The sequence below is a fragment of the Tardiphaga sp. genome (genome assembly GCF_028290785.1).
GTDB lineage: Bacteria > Pseudomonadota > Alphaproteobacteria > Rhizobiales > Xanthobacteraceae > Tardiphaga.
Genome location: NZ_JAQGJD010000111.1, coordinates 1 through 19,769, shown reverse-complemented (window position 1 = coordinate 19,769; position 19,769 = coordinate 1). Strand labels below are relative to the sequence as shown.

The window sequence follows — 19,769 nt, the reverse complement described above, 5'->3', positions numbered from 1 at the left end:
ACGATGAACGCGCGGATCAGGCTGCGCGCCGAGGCCGACGAGACCACGCAGGTGCCTTCGATCATCGACGTGTTTCCCGGCGCGGACTGGTTCGAGCGCGAATGCTACGATCTCTACGGCGTGATCTTCACCGGCCATCCGGACATGCGCCGGCTGCTGACCGATTACGGTTTCGACGGTCATCCGTTGCGGAAGGATTTCCCGCTGACCGGCTTCGTCGAGGTGCGTTACGACGATGCCGAGAAGCGCGTGGTCTATGAACCGGTGCGGCTCAATCAGGAATTCCGTAAATTCGATTTCCTCTCGCCTTGGGAAGGCGCGGACTATCCCGTGCTGCCGGGCGACGAGAAGGCAGGCTCGAAAGTCTGACCATGACTCACCAAAATCAGCGCAACTTTACGATCAATTTCGGACCGCAGCATCCGGCCGCGCATGGCGTGCTGCGCTTGGTGCTCGAACTCGACGGCGAAGTCGTCGAGCGCGTCGATCCGCATATCGGTCTGCTTCATCGCGGCACCGAGAAACTGATCGAGCAAAAGACGTATCTGCAGGCGCTTCCGTATTTCGACCGGCTCGATTACGTCGCGCCGATGAATCAGGAGCACGCTTTTTGCCTCGCGGCGGAAAAGCTGCTCGGCATCGAGGTGCCGCGTCGCGGCCAGTTGATCCGCGTGCTGTACTGCGAGATTGGCCGCATCCTGTCGCATCTTCTCAACGTGACCACGCAGGCCATGGATGTCGGCGCGCTGACGCCGCCGCTGTGGGGCTTCGAGGAACGCGAGAAGCTGATGGTGTTCTACGAGCGGGCGTCCGGCTCGCGCATGCATGCAGCCTACTTTCGAATCGGCGGCGTTCATCAGGATCTGCCACCGAAACTGATCGACGATATCGAGGCGTGGTGCGAGCCGTTCCTGGGCGTGGTCGCCGATCTCGAAACCCTGCTCACCGGCAACCGCATCTTCAAGCAGCGCAACGTCGACATCGGCGTGGTGTCGCTCGACGAATGCTGGGCCTGGGGCTTTTCGGGCGTCATGGTGCGTGGCTCGGGCGCGGCGTGGGATCTGCGCAAGTCGCAGCCCTATGAATGCTACGCCGAGATGGATTTCGACATTCCGATCGGCAAGAACGGCGACTGCTACGACCGCTACTGCATCCGTATGGAAGAAATGCGCCAGTCGGTGCGGATCATGAAGCAGTGCATCGCCAAGCTGCGCGCGCCGGACGGGCAGGGCCCGGTGGTCGTCGATGACCACAAGGTCTCGCCTCCGCGTCGTGGCGAGATGAAGCGCTCGATGGAAGCGTTGATCCATCACTTCAAGCTCTACACCGAAGGTTTTCGGGTGCCGGAAGGCGAGGTCTATGTCGCCGTCGAAGCGCCGAAGGGCGAGTTCGGCGTGTACCTGGTCTCCGACGGAACCAACAAGCCCTACAAGTGCAAGATCCGCGCGCCGGGCTTCGCGCACCTGCAGGCGATGGACTTCATCTGCAAGGGCCATCTGCTCGCCGACGTCTCCGCGATCCTCGGCTCGCTCGACATCGTGTTCGGAGAGGTCGATCGGTGACATCCGCGCAGGCTCCCATTCAGTTCGACCGGGCCTCCGGCGCTTTCCAGGGTGTCAATCCCTGGGAGCGTCTGGCCGCGTTCGCGCTGATGGCGGGCTGCAGGTTGTCGGCGCCGTTCTCGCATCGCGGCTACATCATGTGCGCCAATCTGCTGCGCACCGCAGTGCCGAGCCGCGACATCGTGGTGAAACTCAATCCGGACGCGCTGTTCGCGTTTCCGTTCAGCGATGGCTACTGGAGCAAGCTACTCGATCCCGCATTTTCCTACGAGGACGAACTTGAACTGCTGTTCCGGCATTCCGTCGATGTCGATTACACCCTGCTCGATTGTGGCGCGAATTACGGCTACTGGTCAGTGCTGGTTTCGAGCGCGCCGTTCGGCGCGCACAAGGCGATCGCGATCGAGCCGTCGGCGCAAAATTTCGCCAAATTGAGCAACAACGCCAGGATCAACGGCGGCCGCTTCGAGCCGATCAAATGTGCGATCGGCGCGGTTCGCGGTACGGCCAACCTTTCCGGCACCAAGCACGAGGCGTTCAGCATCGCCGGCGCGGCCGATGCCGCGGGCGAGCAGGTGCCGGTGCTGGCGCTCGACGATCTGCTCGATGACGGCAGGGTGTCGGCGAACGGCAAGTACCTGATCAAGCTCGACGTCGAAGGCGTCGAGATCGAAGCCATCAAGGGCGGCACGCGTTTGCTGCAGGCCGACTCGGTGATCATGTGCGAAGAGCACGGCAACGACCCCGCCCACACGGTGTCGCGCTTTATCCTCGAACACACGCCGCTGAAGCTGTTCGTGCGCGATCCCGCAAGCAACCGCTTCGAGACCGTGGCCGACCTTTCCATTCTCGACCGCATCAAGGTTTCCACCAACGTGGGTTACAACGTGTTCGGCACCGCGAGCGCGTTTTGGCTCGATCGTATCAACAGCCTGAATGCGAGCGCGTCGCGCCGCACTCAATGAGAGACTAGACATGTCCGTCCGCCGCCTGGCACCGAAAGAACTGCAGCCCGCGACCTTCGCCTTCACGCCGGAGAACCTCGCGTTCGCGCAGAAGCAGATCGCGCAATATCCGGCAGGCCGGCAGGCATCTGCGGTCATTGCGATTCTGTGGCGCGCGCAGGAGCAGCATGCCGGCTGGGTTTCGGAAGCCGCCATCCGCTACGTCGCCGATATGCTGGGGATGCCGTATATCCGCGTGCTCGAAGTCGCGACTTTTTACACTCAGTTCCAGCTACAGCCGGTTGGCAAGAAGGCGCATATCCAGGTCTGCGGCACCACGCCCTGCATGCTGCGTGGCGCCGGCGACATCATTGACGTCTGCCAGCACCGCATCCACCACGATCCGTTCCACCTGTCTGATGATGGCGATTTCAGTTGGGAAGAGGTCGAATGCCTCGGCGCCTGCGTCAATGCCCCGATGGCGATGATCTGGAGCGACACTTACGAAGACCTCACCAAGGAGAGCTTCAATAAACTGATCGATGGCTTTGCCGCCGGCATGCCGCCGAAGCCCGGTTCGCAGATCGGGCGCCAGTTCGCGGCGCCTGAGGGCGGCGCACGCACGCTGATCGGTGGCGGTGCCATGACGCGCCCGGCGATCGAACTGGACGCGCCGAAGGAACCGGCGCTCGCCGACGGCGACGCCAAGAAGCCGACCAAGTCCGCCAGCGACCGCGAGAGCCCGGCGCCGAAAGCGCCTGCGGCCGACGCGACCAAGGAAAATACGCCTTCCGGTTCGGGCTCCAAGAAGGCCCCGAAAAAATGATGTTGGATTTTGTGATTTCCGCAACGCGCACAGGTGCCGCAGCTATGAACAAGTGGCTCTACGTCGCCCTGCATACCGCTGCGGCCGCAACCTTCATATTTCTGCTGCAGCGCTTCTTCTTGAGCGCCACGCTTGAATCAAGCCTGCTGTGGGCCGTGGTGTTCGGCGCTTGCGCCGCAATGCTCGCCTACAAGCAAGCCAATCGCTGATCGAGGAAGCCATGCTCGACGACAAGGACCGCATCTTCCGCAATCTCTACGGCCTAGAGGACTGGGGCCTCGAGGGCGCGCGCCGTCGCGGCGCGTGGGACGGTACCAAGGCCGTTCTCGACAAGGGCCGCGACTGGATCGTCGCCGAAATGAAAGCGTCTGGCCTGCGCGGCCGCGGCGGGGCGGGCTTCCCAACCGGCATGAAGTGGTCGTTCATGCCGAAGGATTCGTCCGATGGCCGGCCGAGCTACCTCGTCGTCAACGCCGACGAATCCGAGCCCGGCACCTGCAAGGATCGCGAGATCATGCGGCACGACCCGCATCTGCTGGTCGAAGGCTGCCTGATTGCGGGCTGCGCCATGGGCGCCCACGTCGGCTATATCTACGTGCGCGGTGAATTCATCCGCGAGCGCGAGCACCTGCAGGCGGCGATCGACCAGGCCTATGCGGCGAAGCTGATCGGCAAGGACAACGTCCACGGTTTCCCGTTCGACCTCTACGTCGCTCACGGCGCCGGCGCCTATATCTGCGGCGAGGAGACCGCGCTGCTGGAGAGCCTCGAGGGCAAGAAGGGCCAGCCGCGGCTGAAGCCGCCATTCCCGGCCAACGTTGGTCTGTACGGCTGCCCGACTACGGTGAACAACGTGGAATCGATCGCGGTGGCGCCGGACATCCTGCGTCGCGGCGCCGGCTGGTTCGCCAGCATCGGCCGGCCCAACAATGTCGGCACCAAGCTTTACGGCATCTCCGGCCACGTCAATACACCCTGCGTCGTTGAAGACGCCATGAGCATTCCGTTCCGCGAGTTGATCGAGAAGCACGGCGGCGGCATCCGCGGCGGCTGGGACAATCTGCTGGCGATCATTCCCGGCGGCGCCTCGTGCCCGCTGATCCCGGCGGCGGATTGCGAAGAGCTGATCATGGATTTCGACGGCACCCGCGCGGTGAAGTCGTCGTTCGGCACCGCCGGCGTCATCGTCATGGACAAGTCCACCGACGTGGTCGCGGCGATCGCCCGCATCAGCTACTTCTTCAAGCATGAGAGCTGCGGCCAGTGCACGCCGTGCCGGGAGGGCACCGGCTGGATGTGGCGCGTGCTCAACCGCATGGTCGAGGGCCGCGCCCACAAGCGCGAGATCGACATGCTGCTGGAAGTCACCAAGCAGGTCGAAGGCCATACCATCTGCGCGCTCGGCGACGCCGCCGCGTGGCCGGTGCAGGGCCTGATCCGCGCCTTCCGCCCGGAGATCGAACGCCGCATCGACGATTTCAGCCGCAAGGCCAGCGTCGATGACCAGGGCATTCTCGATCCCGCGCATATGGTCGCGGCGGAGTAACGTTTGGCAGAGGAGGTGGTGATGGCGACGAAAACCATGAATTGCTTTCTACGAGTTGTGGCCAATCTAGAGCGGCTCGGCATGATTATGGGAATCGCGGTCACGATCGCGCTCCTGGTTTACTTGACGCTTCGCTCATCGTGAGAGCTACGGAACAGAAATGACCAAACTTATCATCGACGGCAAAGAGATCGATGTCCCCGCGGAGTACACGCTGTTGCAGGCATGCGAGGCGGCGGGCGCCGAGATCCCACGCTTTTGCTACCACGAGCGGCTGTCGATCGCCGGCAATTGCCGGATGTGTCTGGTCGAGGTGAAGGGCGGACCGAAGCCGGTGGCAAGCTGCGCCTGGGGCGTGCGCGACTGCCGACCTGGTCCCAAGGGAGAACCGCCGGAGATTTCCACCAAGTCGCCGATGGTCAAGAAGGCCCGCGAGGGCGTGATGGAATTCCTGCTGATCAACCACCCCTTGGATTGCCCGATCTGCGATCAGGGCGGCGAGTGCGATCTGCAGGATCAGGCGATGGGCTACGGCGTCGATTCCAGCCGCTTTGCCGAGAACAAGCGCGCGGTCGAGGACAAGTACCTCGGCGCGCTGGTCAAGACCTCGATGAACCGCTGCATCCAGTGCACGCGCTGCGTCCGTTTCGCCACCGAAGTCTGCGGCGTGCCCGAGATGGGCGCCACCGGCCGCGGCGAGGACATGGAGATCACCTCCTATCTCGAGACCGCACTGACGAGCGAATTGCAGGGTAACCTGGTCGATATCTGCCCGGTGGGCGCGCTGACCTCGAAACCCTACGCCTTCGCCGCGCGCCCTTGGGAGCTCGGCAAGACGCAGTCGATCGACGTGATGGACGCCGTGGGATCTGCGATCCGCGTCGATACCCGCGGCCGCGAAGTGATGCGCATTCTGCCGCGCGTCAACGAGGCGGTGAACGAGGAATGGATTTCCGACAAGACCCGCCACATCGTCGATGGCCTGCGCACCCAGCGGCTGGACCGGCCTTTCGTCCGCGAGAACGGCAAGCTGCGCGCCGCGACCTGGGCGGAAGCGTTTAGCGCCATCGCTGCCAAGGTCGCGCGCACCGATGCCAAGAAGGTCGGTGCCATCGCCGGCGACCTCGCCGCCGTTGAGGAGATGTTCGCGCTGAAGCAGTTGCTGGCCGGCATGGGCTCGGCCAATTTGGCCACCCAAGGCGCCGCCTTCGATCCGGCCGCCGGCCGTGCCTCCTACATCTTCAACCCGACCATCGCCGGCATCGAAGAGGCCGACGCGATTTTGATCGTCGGCTCCAACCCGCGCAAGGAAGCCGCCGTTCTCAACGCGCGCATCCGCAAGCGCTGGCGGACCGGCCAGCTCAAGATCGGCGTGATCGGCGAGAAGGCCGACCTGACTTATCTCTATGATTATCTCGGCGCGGGCACGGACTCGCTGGGCGATCTCGCCGCCGGCAAGAATGCCTTCGCCGATATCCTGAAGAACGCCAAGAAGCCGATCGTGCTGGTCGGTGCCGGCGCGGTATCGCGCGCCGATGGTGTGGCGGTGCTCGCGATGGCGGCGAAGCTGGCGTCCGACTTTGGCGCCATCAAGGATGGCTGGAACGGCTTTGCCGTGCTGCAGGCGACGGCCTCCAAGGTCGGCGCGCTCGATATCGGCTTTGCGCCGAGCGCCGGCAGCCTCAGCGTCGCACAGATGAGCACCGCGGGGTCGCTCGACCTGCTGTTCTCGCTCGGCGCCGATGACGTCCAGGTCGCCGACGGCACCTTCGTGGTCTATATCGGCACCCATGGCGACCGCGGTGCGCACCGCGCCGACGTGATCCTGCCGGGCGCGGCCTATACCGAAAAATCCGGCCTCTACGTCAACACCGAAGGCCGCGTGCAGATGGCGGCGCGCGCCGCGTTCCCGCCCGGCGAAGCCCGGGAGGACTGGGCGGTGATCCGCGCACTGTCCGATGTGCTGGGCCACAAGCTGCCCTACGACTCGCTGGCCGCGTTACGGCAGGCGATCTTCAAGGCGGTGCCGCATCTGATACGGCTCGACCAGATCGAGGCCGGCGATGCCGGTGCGATCAAGACCCTTGCGGGCAGAGCCGGCAGCGTCGAGAAGACGGCGTTCAAGAGCTCCGTTGAGGATTTCTACCTGACCAACCCGATCGCGCGCGCGTCAGCTATCATGGCGGAATGTTCCCGCCTGGCCTCCGGCCAGATGCTGACGGCGGCGGAGTAAACCGATGGCTGAATTCTGGACCAGTACCCTGTGGCCGCTGATCATCATGATCGCGCAGAGCCTGCTTCTGCTCGTCGTGCTGCTGATCGCCATCGCCTATATCCTGCTGGCGGATCGCAAGATCTGGGCGGCGGTGCAGATTCGCCGCGGGCCCAACGTGGTAGGTCCGTTCGGCCTGCTGCAGTCCTTCGCGGATCTCCTGAAGTTCGTGCTGAAGGAGCCGGTGGTTCCCTCCAGCGCCAACAAGGGCGTGTTCCTGCTGGCGCCGTTGGTGTCCTGCGTGCTGGCGCTCGCGGCCTGGGCCGTGATCCCGATGGACGTCGGCTGGGTGATCGCCGACATCAATGTCGGCGTGCTCTACATCCTCGCGATCTCGTCGCTGGGCGTGTACGGCGTCATCATGGCCGGCTGGTCGTCGAACTCGAAATATCCGTTCCTCGCAGCCCTTCGTTCCGCTGCGCAGATGGTGTCCTACGAAGTCTCGATCGGCTTCGTTATCATCACCGTGCTGCTGTGCGTCGGTTCGCTGAATCTGACCGCGGTGGTCGAGGCTCAGAACGGCAAGTGGGGCATGCTCGGCTGGTACTGGCTGCCGCTGTTCCCGATGTTCGTGATCTTCTACGTCTCGGCGCTGGCGGAAACCAACCGTCCGCCGTTCGATCTGGTCGAGGCCGAATCGGAACTGGTGGCCGGCTTCATGACCGAATACGGCTCGACGCCGTATCTGCTGTTCATGCTCGGCGAATACGTCGCCATCACCACCATGTGCGCGCTCGGCACCATCCTGTTCCTCGGCGGCTGGCTGTCGCCGATCCCGTTCGCGCCGTTCACCTGGGTGCCCGGAATCATCTGGTTCGTGCTCAAGGTATTTTTCATGTTCTTCATGTTTGCGATGGCGAAGGCGATCGTGCCGCGCTACCGCTACGACCAGCTGATGCGGCTGGGTTGGAAGGTGTTTCTGCCGCTGTCGCTGGCGATGGTCGTGATCGTCGCCGCGGTGCTGCAATTCGGGGGGCTTGCTCCGAAATGAGGTCACTATGAATATCAGGGCAACCGCTCATTCGCTGCTGCTGACGGAATTCGTTTCGGCGTTCTTTCTCGCCATGCGCTATTTCTTCAAGCCGAAGCCGACGCTGAATTACCCGTTCGAGAAGGGGCCGATCTCGCCGCGTTTCCGTGGCGAGCATGCGCTGCGCCGCTATCCGAACGGCGAGGAACGCTGCATCGCCTGCAAGCTGTGCGAAGCCGTGTGTCCGGCGCAGGCCATCACCATCGAGGCCGGCCCGCGTCGCAACGACGGCACCCGCCGCACCGTGCGCTACGACATCGACATGGTGAAGTGCATCTATTGCGGATTGTGCCAGGAGGCCTGTCCGGTGGATGCGATCGTCGAGGGACCGAATTTCGAATTCGCGACCGAGACGCGTGAGGAATTGTACTATGACAAGGCGAAGCTGCTCGCCAACGGCGACCGCTGGGAGCGCGAGCTTGCAAAATCCATCGAACTCGACGCGCCGTACCGGTAGGACAGAGTCATGATCCTTCCCGCACTGTTCTTCTACTTGTTCGCCGGCGTCTGCGTCGCCAGCGCGGTGATGGTGATTGCCTCGCGCAATCCTGTGCACTCCGTGCTGTTCCTGATCCTCGCTTTCGTCAACGCGTCCGGTCTGTTCATCCTGATGGGCGCCGAGTTCCTGGCGATGCTCCTGATCGTCGTCTATGTCGGTGCGGTCGCGGTGCTGTTCTTGTTCGTCATCATGATGCTCGACGTCGATTTCACGCAGCTGCGCGAGGGCTTCATCGAATACCTGCCGTTCGGTCTCCTGATCGGCGTGATCTTCCTCGCCGAGTTGCTGCTCGTGGTCGGCGGCTGGGTAATGAACCCGGCCGTGACCAAGTCGATCACGGCGGCGATCCCGGCCAATATCAGCAACACCGAGGCGCTCGGCCTGGTGCTGTATACGAAGTACATCCATTACTTCCAGCTTGCCGCCATGATCCTGCTGGTGGCCATGATCGGCGCCATCGTGCTGACGCTGCGCCACAAGTCGAACGTCAAGCGCCAGGACATCAACGTGCAGAACGCTCGCACACCGGCCCTCGCCATGGACGTGCGCAAGGTCACGGCCGGGCAGGGCCTGCAGGATGCCGACGCCGGGGAGTGGGTGAAATGACGATCGGTCTCGGACACTACCTGGCGGTCGGCGCGATCCTGTTCACGCTCGGTATTCTCGGCATCTTCCTCAACCGCAAGAACGTGATCGTCATCCTGATGTCGGTCGAACTGATCCTGCTCGCCGTCAACATCAACTTCGTGGCGTTCTCGACGCATCTCGGCGACATCGTCGGCCAGGTGTTCGCGTTGCTGGTGCTGACCGTGGCCGCAGCCGAGGCCGCCATCGGGCTCGCCATTCTGGTGGTCTATTTCCGCAACCGCGGCTCGATCGCGGTTGAAGACGTCAATCTGATGAAGGGCTGAGCCAGCTATGATCCAGGCTCTTGTATTCCTGCCGCTGATCGGCGCGCTCATCGCGGGCCTGATCGCTCTGTCGGGCGCGCATGCGCGCAACCCGAGCGGCGACGAACTCGATCATCACGACGATGCGCACGGCCATGCCGCGCATGCCCATGAAGACCACGCCGGCGACGATCACGGCCACGACGACCATCACGCGGTCGAGCCGGCTGCCGCCGGTTCGCGCGCTGCCGAGCTGATCACCTCCGTGCTTCTCGTGGTCTCCGCCGTACTGTCCTGGATGACGCTGATCGATGTCGGCTTCATGCACCACGATGCGCGCGTGGTATTAATGCCGTGGATCACCTCGGGCGACCTGCAGCTGTCCTGGACGCTGCGGGTGGATACGCTCACCGCGGTGATGCTGGTCGTCGTCACCACCGTGTCGTCGCTCGTGCACATCTATTCCCTCGGCTACATGGAAGACGATCCGAACCGGCCGCGCTTCATGGCCTACCTTTCGCTGTTCACCTTCGCGATGCTGATGCTGGTGACCGCCGACAACCTGCTGCAGTTGTTCTTCGGCTGGGAGGGCGTCGGCCTGGCGAGCTACCTGCTGATCGGGTTCTGGTACCAGAAGCCGACTGCCAATGCCGCGGCGATCAAGGCCTTCGTGGTCAACCGGGTCGGCGATTTCGGCTTCCTGCTCGGCATCTTCTCGATCTTCATGCTGATCGGCTCGACCGACTTCGATACCATCTTCGCCAGCGCGCCCGGTCTCGCCGGCAAGACCATCGACTTCTTCGGCTGGCATGCCGATGCACTGACCCTGACCTGCCTGCTGCTGTTCATGGGCGCGATGGGCAAGTCGGCCCAGTTCCTGCTGCACACCTGGCTGCCGGACGCCATGGAAGGCCCGACCCCGGTGTCGGCGCTGATCCATGCCGCGACCATGGTCACCGCCGGCGTGTTCCTGGTGGCGCGGATGTCGCCGCTGTTCGAGCTGGCGCCGAACGCGCAGGCCTTCGTCATGCTGGTTGGCGGCACCACCGCGCTGTTCGCCGCTACCATCGGTCTGGTGCAGAACGACATCAAGCGCATCGTCGCCTATTCGACCTGTTCGCAGCTCGGCTACATGTTCGTGGCGCTGGGGGCAGGGGCCTATTCGGTCGCCATGTTCCACCTGTTCACGCATGCCTTCTTCAAGGCGCTGCTGTTCCTGGGCTCCGGCTCGGTGATCTACGCGATGCATCACGAGCAGGACATCCGCCACATGGGCGGGCTGAAGGACAAGATCCCCTTCACCTACAGCATGATGGTGATCGGCACCCTGGCGCTGACCGGCTTCCCGCTGACCGCCGGCTACTTCTCCAAGGACGCCATCATCGAGGCCGCCTATGTCGCGCACAACCCGTTCGCGCTGTACGGCTTCCTGATGACGGTGATCGCCGCCGGCCTGACCTCGTTCTATTCCTGGCGCCTGATCTTCAAGACCTTCCACGGCGAGCCGCACGACAAGAAGCATTACGATGCCGCGCATGAGGCGCCGTACTGGATGCTGGTGCCGCTGGCGGTGCTCGGCGCCGGTTCGATCCTGGCCGGCTTTCCGTTCAAGGAGCTGTTCGCCGGTCACGGCGTGCACGAGTTCTTCCGCGAGTCGCTGAAGAACAACGCACATATTATCGACGAGATGCACCACATCCCGGCAAGCATCGCCTATCTGCCGACGGTGATGATGGCCGTAGGCTTCCTGGTGTCGTGGATGTTCTACATCCGCCGTCCTTACTTGCCCGTCGAACTCGCCGGCCAGCATCCGCTGCTGTACAAGTTCCTGCTCAACAAGTGGTACTTCGACGAGCTCTATGACCTGATCTTCGTCCGTCCCGCCAAACGGCTCGGGCGCTTCCTGTGGAAGACCGGCGACGGCAAGATCATCGACGGCCTCGGCCCCGATGGCATCTCGGCGCGCGTGCTCGATATCACGCGCGGCGCGGTCAAGATGCAGACCGGCTACCTCTACCACTACGCCTTTGCGATGCTGATCGGCGTCGCCGGGTTGATCACCTGGTTCATATTCGGCCTGGGAGGCCAGTGATGTCGTCGGCTTCCGTCATGACCTGGCCCATTCTCTCCGTCGTCACCTTCCTGCCGACCGTCGGCGCGATTCTGGTGTATCTGCTGGCGCGCGGCGGCGACGAGGCCGCCAACCGCAATGCCCGCTGGATCTCGATCTGGGCAACGCTGATCACCTTCGCGGTCTCGCTGATCCTGGTGATGCGCTACGATGGCGCCAACGGCGACTTCCAGTTCGTCGAGAAGGCACCGTGGCTCGCCAACGCCATCACCTATCACATGGGTGTCGATGGCATTTCGCTGCCGTTCGTGATCCTGACCACCGCGCTGATGCCGTTCTGCATCCTCGCGTCGTGGAAATCGATCACCAAGCGCGTGCCGGAATACATGATGGCGTTCCTGATCCTGGAAACGCTGATGATCGGCACCTTCTCGGCGCTGGATCTGGTGCTGTTCTATCTGTTCTTCGAAGGCGGCCTGATCCCGATGTTCCTGATCATCGGCGTCTGGGGCGGCCCGCGCCGCGTCTACGCGTCGTTCAAGTTCTTCCTCTATACGCTGCTCGGCTCGGTGCTGATGCTGCTGGCGATCATGGCGCTGTACTGGAACGCCGGCACCACCGATATTCCGACGCTGATGCACACCGCCGTGCCGCGCAACCTGCAGATCTGGGCCTGGCTTGCATTCTTCGCCTCGTTCGCGGTGAAGATGCCGATGTGGCCGGTGCACACCTGGCTGCCGGATGCGCACGTCGAGGCGCCGACCGCGGGCTCCGTGGTGCTGGCCGCCATCATGCTGAAGATGGGCGGCTACGGCTTCCTCCGCTTCTCGCTGCCGATGTTCCCGGACGCCTCGGTGTACTTCACGCCGTTGGTCATGGCGCTTTCGGTCATCGCCATCGTCTACACCTCGCTGGTGGCGTTGATGCAGGAAGACATCAAGAAGCTGATTGCGTACTCGTCGGTCGCCCATATGGGCTTCGTCACCATGGGCATCTTTGCCGGCAATACCCAGGGTGTCGCCGGTGCGGTGTTCCAGATGGTCTCCCACGGCATCGTCTCGGGCGCGCTATTCCTCTGCGTCGGCATTGTCTACGACCGACTGCATACCCGCGAGATCGCGGCCTATGGCGGCCTGGTCAACCGGATGCCGCTCTACGCGCTGATGTTCATGGTGTTCACCATGGCCAATGTCGGTTTGCCCGGCACTTCCGGCTTTGTCGGCGAGTTCCTGACGCTGATCGGCACTTTCAAGACCAGCATCCCGACGGCGACCGTGGCCGCGACCGGCGTTATCCTGTCGGCAGGCTATGCCCTGTGGCTGTACCGCAAGGTGGTGTTCGGCGCGCTGACCAAGCCGGCGCTGCAGGGGATCAAGGACATCACCTTCCGCGAAGGCGTGCTGCTCGCGCCGCTGGTCGTTCTCACCATTTGGTTCGGCGTCTATCCGAAGCCGGTGCTCGACATGTCGGCCGCCTCGGTACAGCTCCTCGTCAACAATTATGCCACCGCAGTGACTGCCGTGAAGGCAGCCGCGCTGCTGCCATGAACGCAGCAGGTCAGGACAACGCGCAATGACTTTTGACACCGCCGGATATTCGCTGCTGCCCGTGCTGCCGGAGCTTGTGCTCGCCGTTGGCGCCATGGTGCTGCTGATGCTGGGTGCCTATGGCGGACCCAAGACCGTCGGGCCGGTAACCGTGCTGGCGGTCGTGCTGCTGGTGGTGGTCGGTGCCATCGAATTGATGCTGCCGGCCGGAAAACTGGTCACCTTCGGCGGCAGCTTCATCGTCGATGACTTTGCCCGTTTCCTGAAGATCCTGGCGCTGATCGGCTCCGGCGTGACGCTGATCCTGTCGCGCGAGTTCCTCGAGCATCAGTCCCGACGCATCTTCGAATACGCCATCCTGGTGCTGCTCTCGACGCTCGGCATGTTCGTGCTGATCTCGGCCGGCGATCTGATCATGCTGTACCTCGGCCTCGAACTGATGAGCCTCGCGCTCTACGTCGTCGCCGCCTCCAACCGCGACAATGCCAAGTCCACCGAGGCCGGCCTGAAGTACTTCGTACTCGGCGCGCTGTCGTCCGGCATGTTGCTGTACGGCGCCTCGCTGATCTATGGCTTCACCGGCACCGTGACCTTCACTGGCATTGCCGCCGCCGCAACCACCGGCAGCGTCGGCATCGTGTTTGGCCTCGTCTTCCTGCTCGCCGGCCTGTGCTTCAAGGTCTCCGCGGTGCCGTTCCACATGTGGACGCCCGACGTCTATGAGGGCGCGCCGACCCCGGTCACCGCGTTCTTTGCTTCTGCGCCCAAGGTGGCCGCGATGGCGGTGTTTACCCGCGTCGCGCTGACCGCCTTCCCGGGCATCATGCTTCAGTGGCAGCAGGTGGTGGTATTCGTCTCGATCGCCTCGATGGTGCTGGGCTCGTTCGCGGCCATCGGCCAGACCAACATCAAACGCCTGATGGCGTACTCCTCGATCGGCCATATGGGCTTTGCCCTGGTCGGGCTCGCCGCCGGCACCGCCGAAGGCGCGCAGGGCGTGCTGGTCTATATGGCGATCTACGTGGCGATGACGCTGGGCAGCTTCGCCATCATCCTGACCATGAAGCGGGACGGCCAGCCTATCGAGAAGATCAGCGACTTCGCAGGCTTGTCGCGCACCAACCCGCTGCTGGCGTTCTTCTTCGCCATGTTCCTGTTCTCGCTGGCCGGCATTCCGCCGCTGGCCGGCTTCTTTGCCAAGTTCTACGTCTTTATCGCGGCCATCAAGGCCGGGCTGTTCGTGCTGGCCGTGGTCGGCGTGCTGGCGAGCGTGGTCGGCGCCTATTACTACCTGACCATCGTCAAGCTGATGTATTTCGACGAGCCGAAAGGCTCGCTCGATCCGATGCGAGTCGAGCTGCGCACCGTGCTGGCGGTGGCCGGTCTGTTCAATGTGCTGTTCTTTGTGTATCCGGCGCCGCTGGTCAGCGCGGCGGCTTTTGCCGCCAAGTCGCTGTTCTAGATGGGGTTTTCGCTCGGTCCGCGAGCCGCGGCAGCGGGCTACCGGCTCGCGGCATTCGACAGCACCGGCTCAACCAATGTAGAAGCCATGGACCGCGCCCGCACCGGCGAGCGCGGCCCGATGTGGTTCGTCACCTCGGAGCAGACCGCAGGGCGCGGACGGCGGCATCGGCCGTGGATCGCGCCGCGGGGCAATCTCGCCAGTTCTATTCTTGAAGTCATGGACGTGTCGCCCGCCATCGCAGCCACCCTCGGCTTTGCGGCGGGACTGGCATTGGAAGCCGCCCTCCAGCGGGTCAGCATGGAGGCGCGGCTCAGGTCGCCTGGATCGGAAGATATGAAGTTCGCGCTGAAATGGCCCAACGACGTGCTGGCAGGGCGTGCCAAGCTCGCCGGCATCTTGCTGGAGGCCGAAGCCATGGCCGATGACCGGCTCGCGGTGGTGGTCGGCATCGGCACCAACGTGGTCGCGTTTCCCGAAGGCACGCCGTACCCGGCGACCTCGCTGAACGCGCTTGGCGTCCAGGTCGGCGCCGAAGATCTTTTCAACGCATTGTCCGACTCCTGGTCGGAATATCGCGGCATCTGGGACGACGGCCGCGGCTTTCGCGAGATACGCAAACAATGGCTGGCGCGCGCCGCAGGACTCGGCGAGCCGGTCTCTATCCAATCGGGTTCATCCACCATTTCAGGCATTTTCGACACCATCGACGAAAGCGGCTGTCTGATCGTCAGAACATCGGACGGCTCATGCGTTCCGATTTCTGCCGGTGACGTTCACTTCGGGTCGATCGCGTCGGCAGGGGCATCACAATGACGACCAAACCAGACCAACTCACGTTCGCGCCGCTCGGCGGCGTCGGCCAGATCGGCATGAACCTGTCGATCTACGGCATGGGCAATCGCGGCAATCAGAAATGGCTGGCGATCGATCTCGGCGTCTACTTTGGCGACGAGGAGCATCTGCCGGGCATCGACCTGGTGATGCCGGACGTGCGGTTCCTCGAGAAGGAGCGCAAGAACCTGGTCGGCCTGGTGCTGACGCACGCGCATGAGGATCACTTCGGTGCCATCATCGACCTGTGGCCGAAGTTGAAGTGCCCGATCTATGCGACGCAGTTCAGCGCCTCGCTGTTCGAAGCCAAGTGCAACTCGGAGCGTAACCCGCCCAAAATCCCCGTCACCGTGGTGCCGTCCGGCGGCACCATCGAACTCGGTCCCTTCAAGGTCGAGTTCATTCCGGTCGCGCATTCGATTCCGGAATCCCACGCGCTGGCGATCCACACCTCCCATGGCGTTGTGCTGCACACCGGTGACTGGAAGATCGATCCGACCCCGATCATCGGCAAACCCACCGACGAGCGCCGCCTGCGCGAGCTCGGCGATGCCGGCGTGCTGGCGCTGGTCGGCGATTCCACCAATGCCGTGCGGGAAGGGCGCTCACCCTCCGAGATGGAAGTCGCCAAGACCATCACCGAACTGGTCAAGGCCGCCAAGGGCCGCGTCGCCGTTACCACCTTTGCTTCCAACGTGGCGCGTCTGCGCGCCGTGGCCGAGGCCGCCGAGGCGTCGGGCCGCGAAGTCGTCGTGGTCGGCCGCGCCATGGAACGCGTGGTGCAGATCGCGCGCGAGACGGGTTATCTCGAAGGCATCCGGGCGTTCCGCGGCGCCGACATGTACGGCCATCTCCCGCCGGACCGCGTCATCGCGCTGTGCACCGGCAGCCAGGGCGAGCCTCGCGCGGCGCTGTCGCGTATCGCCAACGACGATCATCCGATGGTGACCCTCAACAAGGGCGACACGGTGATCTTCTCGTCGCGCACCATTCCCGGCAACGAGAAGGCCGTCGGCACCATCATCAACGGCCTGATCACCCAGGGCGTCGAGGTGATCACCGACCGCACCCATCTGATCCACGTCTCCGGCCATCCGCGCCGCGACGAATTGCGTGAGATGATCTCCTGGGTCCGCCCGCAGCTACTGATCCCGGTGCACGGCGAAGCGCTGCATCTGTACGAGCACGCCAAGCTGGCGCGCGAATGCGGCGTGCCGCGCACCATGATCGTCAAGAACGGCGATCTGGTCCGGCTGTCGCCGGGCGAGCCCGCGGTGATCGAGGAAATCCCCTCCGGCAAGATCTACAAGGACGGCCTGCTGCTGGAAGATTCCAAGTCGCGCGCGGTGTCCGAGCGGCGCCGTCTGGCGATGGCCGGCTGCGCCTTCGTGGGCCTGGCCGTGACCGCCAAGGGCGAGCTCGCCGACGAGCCCGCGGTCGATCTGATCGGAATCCCCGAGAAGAACGTCAAGGGCGAGATGATCGACGACATCGTGTTCGACCTCGTCGTCAACATCGTCGAAAACCTGCCGAAGGCGAAGAAGCGTGATCCCGACGCCATCGCGGAATCCGTGCGCCGCGCCGTGCGCTCGGCGCTGCAGGAGCAGTGGGGCAAGAAGACGATGTGCTACGTTCACATCATGCAGGTTGAGAAGTAGGCTACAAAAACAAAGACGGAGGAGACCATGCTGGGCCGGCTCAACCACGTCGCGATTGCCGTGGCCGATGCGGAGAAAGCCGCGAAGATCTACGGCACCGCCTTCGGTGCCGAGATTTCCGCGACGGTACCGTTGCCCGAGCATGGCGTGATCACGGTGTTCGCCACGCTGCCGAACACCAAGATCGAGTTCATCCAGCCGCTGGGCGAGGATTCTCCGATCACCAAATTCGTCGAGCGCAATCCCGACGGCGGCATCCACCACATCTGCTACGAAGTGCCGGACATTCTGGCGGCGCGCGACAAATTGATGAGCGAAGGCGCGCGGGTGCTTGGCGATGGCACGCCGAAGATCGGTGCGCACGGCAAGCCGGTGTTGTTCCTGCACCCGAAGGATTTCTCCGGCGCGCTCGTCGAAATCGAACAGTCCTGATCGATGGCCTATACGATCTCAACAGCGCTTGCCGTCTACTTCGTGATCTGGTGGATCACCCTGTTCCTGACCTTGCCATTCGGCGTGCGCAGCCAGCACGAGGACGGCGAGGGCATCGACGGCACCGATCCCGGCGCGCCTGTCATCGCCCGCATGGGCCGCAAGCTGCTGTGGACCACGATCATCTCCGCAGTGCTGTTCGGCATCGGGATGGTTTGCTACCGGATGGATTATTTCAACATCGAGCGGCTGTCGAAGCTGATGGGCATTCCGATCTAGGACGTCACGCTGCATTCGTTGCCGCGGCCGACGTCGATGAGGCAAAGCATGAAACGCTTCCTGATTTTCCTGCTGCTCGGACCCGCCGTCGGTTTCACGGCGTTCGAGCTGCGCGAATTGGCTTCCGGCAAGACCATCGGCGGCGCGCCGGGTTTCATCATGGGCCTGCCGTTTGCCTACTGGTTCGGGCTGTTGCCGTCGCTGGTGATGTGGCTGGAAGACTGGCTGCTCGAAGACAAGATGGGCCTGTGGCCGAAGGTCATCACCTCCACCGTCATCGGCTACGGTATCAGCATTGCGATGTTGCTGATCTGGACTGCGGTGCCGATCCCGTTGCCGCAGGTCCTCACCTTCGGAATCGTCGGCGCGGCGCAGGGCATGGTGTGCTCATGGCTTTCAGGCGTCAGGCAGAAGCAGGCTTCCTGACTAATTCGGTCGCGCCGACATCTTCACACGTCGTTCGAAAAAAAAGAGCAGGGCCAAAGCCCTGCTCGGAAAATTGTGTCGACCCTATTTACCCGAATTGTTGGAGTTTATCCTTGATTGGCGGGTTGACGCTGCTTGAGCGCGTCAGGGCTCCTCCCGAGACTTGGACCACCAGACTTTGTCCTTGCAGACCGCCTGAGCTTTGAGTCGTAGCCGATCTTTTTTTGTTTGTCATCAATTTCAGCACAGCTGTTTAAAATTGAGGCAGCGATGGAAAATATCGCCGCGTTTCAATTATAAGTTGCGATGCAGCAAGGCCGCCGGCCGCATCGTGGCGGCCGCGACGCATCGGAGCCTCGATGCCGTCATCGGATTTGCGTCGAACCGAATTAAGCCCTGTTTGTCGGGTCAAAGCAGCGCTCTTCCCGCGGAGCAGGCCTCCCGCCCTTGTGTTTTGGCGGCCGATCCGGTTTCACTCGCTGTATCCCGCGTCCCTCCGATTCTTGAGCGTACCCATGCGATTGTCGCGCTATTTTCTGCCCATTCTCAAGGAAACGCCGAAGGATGCGGAGATCGTCTCGCACCGGCTGATGCTGCGCGCGGGCATGATCCGGCAGGAAGCCGCCGGCATCTATGCCTGGCTGCCGCTGGGCCTGCGGGTGCTCCGCAAGATCGAACAGATCGTGCGCGAGGAACAGGATCGCGCCGGCTCCATCGAGCTGTTGATGCCGACGCTGCAGCTCGCCGACCTGTGGCGCGAAAGCGGGCGCTACGAGGCCTATGGCCCGGAGATGCTGCGGATCCAGGATCGCCACAAGCGCGAATTGCTCTATGGCCCGACCAACGAGGAGATGATCACGGGGATCTTTCGCTCCTACGTGAAGTCGTACAAGAGCCTGCCGCTCAATCTCTATCACATTCAGTGGAAATTCCGCGACGAGCAGCGCCCGCGATTCGGCGTGATGCGGGGCCGCGAGTTCTTCATGAAGGACGGCTATTCGTTCGATATCGACGAAGCCGCAGCACTGCGCACCTATAACCGGATGTTCGTCGCCTATCTGCGGACCTTCGCCCGCATGGGCATCAAGGCGATCCCGATGCGCGCCGAGACCGGCCCGATCGGCGGCGACCATAGCCACGAATTCATTCTGCTGGCAGAGACTGGCGAGTCCGCGGTGTACTGCAACAGCGACGTGCTCGATCTGCCGGTGCCCGGCGATGACATCGACTACGATGCTGACCTTACTGACATCATCAAGCAGTGGACCACGGTCTACGCCGCGACCGAAGACGTCCATGACGCGGAGCGCTACGCGCGCGAAGTGCCGGCCGAAAAACAGGTCCACACCCGCGGCATCGAGGTCGGCCAGATCTTCTATTTCGGCACCAAGTATTCCGACGCCATGAAGGCGCTGGTGGCCGGCCCTGACGGCGCCGAGCAGGCGGTCCATGGCGGCTCCTACGGCGTCGGCGTTTCGCGGCTGGTCGGGG

Annotated in this window: 20 protein-coding genes; all 20 read left to right on the top strand. The window is 63.3% G+C overall.

Annotated elements, in window-relative coordinates; translation table 11 throughout:
- Positions 1–369, top strand: a 369-nt coding sequence (locus tag JWR89_RS06195; RefSeq protein ID WP_299713124.1) for an NADH-quinone oxidoreductase subunit C, incomplete at its 5' end; no start/stop codon positions are given.
- 2 nt (positions 370–371) lie between these two features.
- Positions 372–1,562 carry an NADH-quinone oxidoreductase subunit D gene (locus JWR89_RS06190; protein ID WP_299713122.1) on the top strand — a complete coding sequence of 397 codons (1,191 nt, stop codon included), beginning with the start codon at positions 372–374 and terminating at the stop codon, positions 1,560–1,562.
- The gene (locus JWR89_RS06185; protein WP_299713119.1) at positions 1,559–2,527 is read left to right on the top strand and encodes an FkbM family methyltransferase; all 969 of its coding nucleotides are present in this window, start codon (positions 1,559–1,561) and stop codon (positions 2,525–2,527) included. The genes JWR89_RS06190 and JWR89_RS06185 overlap by 4 nt, the downstream gene beginning before the upstream one ends.
- A 10-nt stretch (positions 2,528–2,537) precedes the next feature.
- Entirely contained in the window at positions 2,538–3,332 is a 795-nt protein-coding gene (nuoE, locus tag JWR89_RS06180) for an NADH-quinone oxidoreductase subunit NuoE (protein ID WP_299713117.1), read from the top strand.
- Entirely contained in the window at positions 3,329–3,541 is a 213-nt protein-coding gene (locus JWR89_RS06175) for a hypothetical protein (protein WP_299713115.1), read from the top strand. Before nuoE ends, JWR89_RS06175 begins: the two co-directional genes overlap by 4 nt.
- An 11-nt stretch (positions 3,542–3,552) precedes the next feature.
- Entirely contained in the window at positions 3,553–4,878 is a 1,326-nt protein-coding gene (gene nuoF / locus JWR89_RS06170; RefSeq protein ID WP_299713113.1) for an NADH-quinone oxidoreductase subunit NuoF, read from the top strand.
- A 160-nt stretch (positions 4,879–5,038) separates the two neighbouring features.
- Positions 5,039–7,111: an NADH-quinone oxidoreductase subunit NuoG gene (nuoG, locus tag JWR89_RS06165; RefSeq protein ID WP_299713111.1), complete on the top strand. Its 2,073-nt coding sequence runs from the start codon at positions 5,039–5,041 to the stop codon at positions 7,109–7,111.
- 4 nt (positions 7,112–7,115) lie between these two features.
- Positions 7,116–8,141, top strand: coding sequence for an NADH-quinone oxidoreductase subunit NuoH (gene nuoH / locus JWR89_RS06160; RefSeq protein ID WP_299713109.1), 1,026 nt, complete (start codon positions 7,116–7,118; stop codon positions 8,139–8,141).
- A gap of 7 nt (positions 8,142–8,148) precedes the next feature.
- On the top strand, positions 8,149–8,637 hold the full coding sequence (nuoI, locus tag JWR89_RS06155; protein ID WP_299713106.1) for an NADH-quinone oxidoreductase subunit NuoI: 489 nt from the start codon (positions 8,149–8,151) through the stop codon (positions 8,635–8,637).
- Positions 8,638–8,646: 9 nt separating this feature from the next.
- A complete protein-coding gene (locus tag JWR89_RS06150) occupies positions 8,647–9,285 on the top strand; it encodes an NADH-quinone oxidoreductase subunit J (protein ID WP_299713103.1) in 639 nt (212 codons plus the stop codon).
- On the top strand, positions 9,282–9,590 hold the full coding sequence (nuoK, locus tag JWR89_RS06145) for an NADH-quinone oxidoreductase subunit NuoK (RefSeq protein WP_299713100.1): 309 nt from the start codon (positions 9,282–9,284) through the stop codon (positions 9,588–9,590). Before JWR89_RS06150 ends, nuoK begins: the two co-directional genes overlap by 4 nt.
- A gap of 7 nt (positions 9,591–9,597) precedes the next feature.
- Positions 9,598–11,661: an NADH-quinone oxidoreductase subunit L gene (nuoL, locus tag JWR89_RS06140; RefSeq protein WP_299713097.1), complete on the top strand. Its 2,064-nt coding sequence runs from the start codon at positions 9,598–9,600 to the stop codon at positions 11,659–11,661.
- Positions 11,661–13,187, top strand: coding sequence for an NADH-quinone oxidoreductase subunit M (locus JWR89_RS06135; RefSeq protein WP_299713094.1), 1,527 nt, complete (start codon positions 11,661–11,663; stop codon positions 13,185–13,187). The genes nuoL and JWR89_RS06135 overlap by 1 nt, the downstream gene beginning before the upstream one ends.
- Positions 13,188–13,212: 25 nt before the next feature.
- Complete coding sequence (gene nuoN / locus JWR89_RS06130; protein ID WP_299713091.1) at positions 13,213–14,649, top strand: NADH-quinone oxidoreductase subunit NuoN; 1,437 nt, start codon at positions 13,213–13,215, stop codon at positions 14,647–14,649.
- A complete protein-coding gene (locus JWR89_RS06125) occupies positions 14,650–15,465 on the top strand; it encodes a biotin--[acetyl-CoA-carboxylase] ligase (RefSeq protein WP_299713088.1) in 816 nt (271 codons plus the stop codon).
- On the top strand, positions 15,462–17,141 hold the full coding sequence (locus JWR89_RS06120) for a ribonuclease J (protein ID WP_299713085.1): 1,680 nt from the start codon (positions 15,462–15,464) through the stop codon (positions 17,139–17,141). Before JWR89_RS06125 ends, JWR89_RS06120 begins: the two co-directional genes overlap by 4 nt.
- A gap of 27 nt (positions 17,142–17,168) precedes the next feature.
- Positions 17,169–17,573, top strand: coding sequence for a methylmalonyl-CoA epimerase (gene mce / locus JWR89_RS06115; RefSeq protein WP_299713082.1), 405 nt, complete (start codon positions 17,169–17,171; stop codon positions 17,571–17,573).
- Positions 17,574–17,576: 3 nt separating this feature from the next.
- The gene (locus JWR89_RS06110) at positions 17,577–17,852 is read left to right on the top strand and encodes a DUF1467 family protein (RefSeq protein ID WP_299713080.1); all 276 of its coding nucleotides are present in this window, start codon (positions 17,577–17,579) and stop codon (positions 17,850–17,852) included.
- 48 nt (positions 17,853–17,900) lie between these two features.
- Entirely contained in the window at positions 17,901–18,278 is a 378-nt protein-coding gene (locus tag JWR89_RS06105) for a hypothetical protein (protein ID WP_299713077.1), read from the top strand.
- Between the two features lie 515 nt (positions 18,279–18,793).
- A partial coding sequence (proS, locus tag JWR89_RS06100; protein ID WP_299713075.1) for a proline--tRNA ligase occupies positions 18,794–19,769 on the top strand: 976 nt, incomplete at its 3' end.

Coding starts and splice junctions, on each gene's coding strand:
- mce (WP_299713082.1), top strand. CDS start 17,169: ATGCTGGGCCGGCTCAACCACGTCGCGATTGCCGTGGCCGATGCGGAG.
- JWR89_RS06175 (WP_299713115.1), top strand. CDS start 3,329: ATGATGTTGGATTTTGTGATTTCCGCAACGCGCACAGGTGCCGCAGCT.
- JWR89_RS06150 (WP_299713103.1), top strand. CDS start 8,647: ATGATCCTTCCCGCACTGTTCTTCTACTTGTTCGCCGGCGTCTGCGTC.
- JWR89_RS06125 (WP_299713088.1), top strand. CDS start 14,650: ATGGGGTTTTCGCTCGGTCCGCGAGCCGCGGCAGCGGGCTACCGGCTC.
- nuoI (WP_299713106.1), top strand. CDS start 8,149: ATGAATATCAGGGCAACCGCTCATTCGCTGCTGCTGACGGAATTCGTT.
- JWR89_RS06190 (WP_299713122.1), top strand. CDS start 372: ATGACTCACCAAAATCAGCGCAACTTTACGATCAATTTCGGACCGCAG.
- nuoF (WP_299713113.1), top strand. CDS start 3,553: ATGCTCGACGACAAGGACCGCATCTTCCGCAATCTCTACGGCCTAGAG.
- JWR89_RS06120 (WP_299713085.1), top strand. CDS start 15,462: ATGACGACCAAACCAGACCAACTCACGTTCGCGCCGCTCGGCGGCGTC.
- nuoL (WP_299713097.1), top strand. CDS start 9,598: ATGATCCAGGCTCTTGTATTCCTGCCGCTGATCGGCGCGCTCATCGCG.
- JWR89_RS06110 (WP_299713080.1), top strand. CDS start 17,577: ATGGCCTATACGATCTCAACAGCGCTTGCCGTCTACTTCGTGATCTGG.
- JWR89_RS06135 (WP_299713094.1), top strand. CDS start 11,661: ATGTCGTCGGCTTCCGTCATGACCTGGCCCATTCTCTCCGTCGTCACC.
- nuoG (WP_299713111.1), top strand. CDS start 5,039: ATGACCAAACTTATCATCGACGGCAAAGAGATCGATGTCCCCGCGGAG.
- nuoH (WP_299713109.1), top strand. CDS start 7,116: ATGGCTGAATTCTGGACCAGTACCCTGTGGCCGCTGATCATCATGATC.
- JWR89_RS06105 (WP_299713077.1), top strand. CDS start 17,901: ATGAAACGCTTCCTGATTTTCCTGCTGCTCGGACCCGCCGTCGGTTTC.
- nuoE (WP_299713117.1), top strand. CDS start 2,538: ATGTCCGTCCGCCGCCTGGCACCGAAAGAACTGCAGCCCGCGACCTTC.
- nuoN (WP_299713091.1), top strand. CDS start 13,213: ATGACTTTTGACACCGCCGGATATTCGCTGCTGCCCGTGCTGCCGGAG.
- nuoK (WP_299713100.1), top strand. CDS start 9,282: ATGACGATCGGTCTCGGACACTACCTGGCGGTCGGCGCGATCCTGTTC.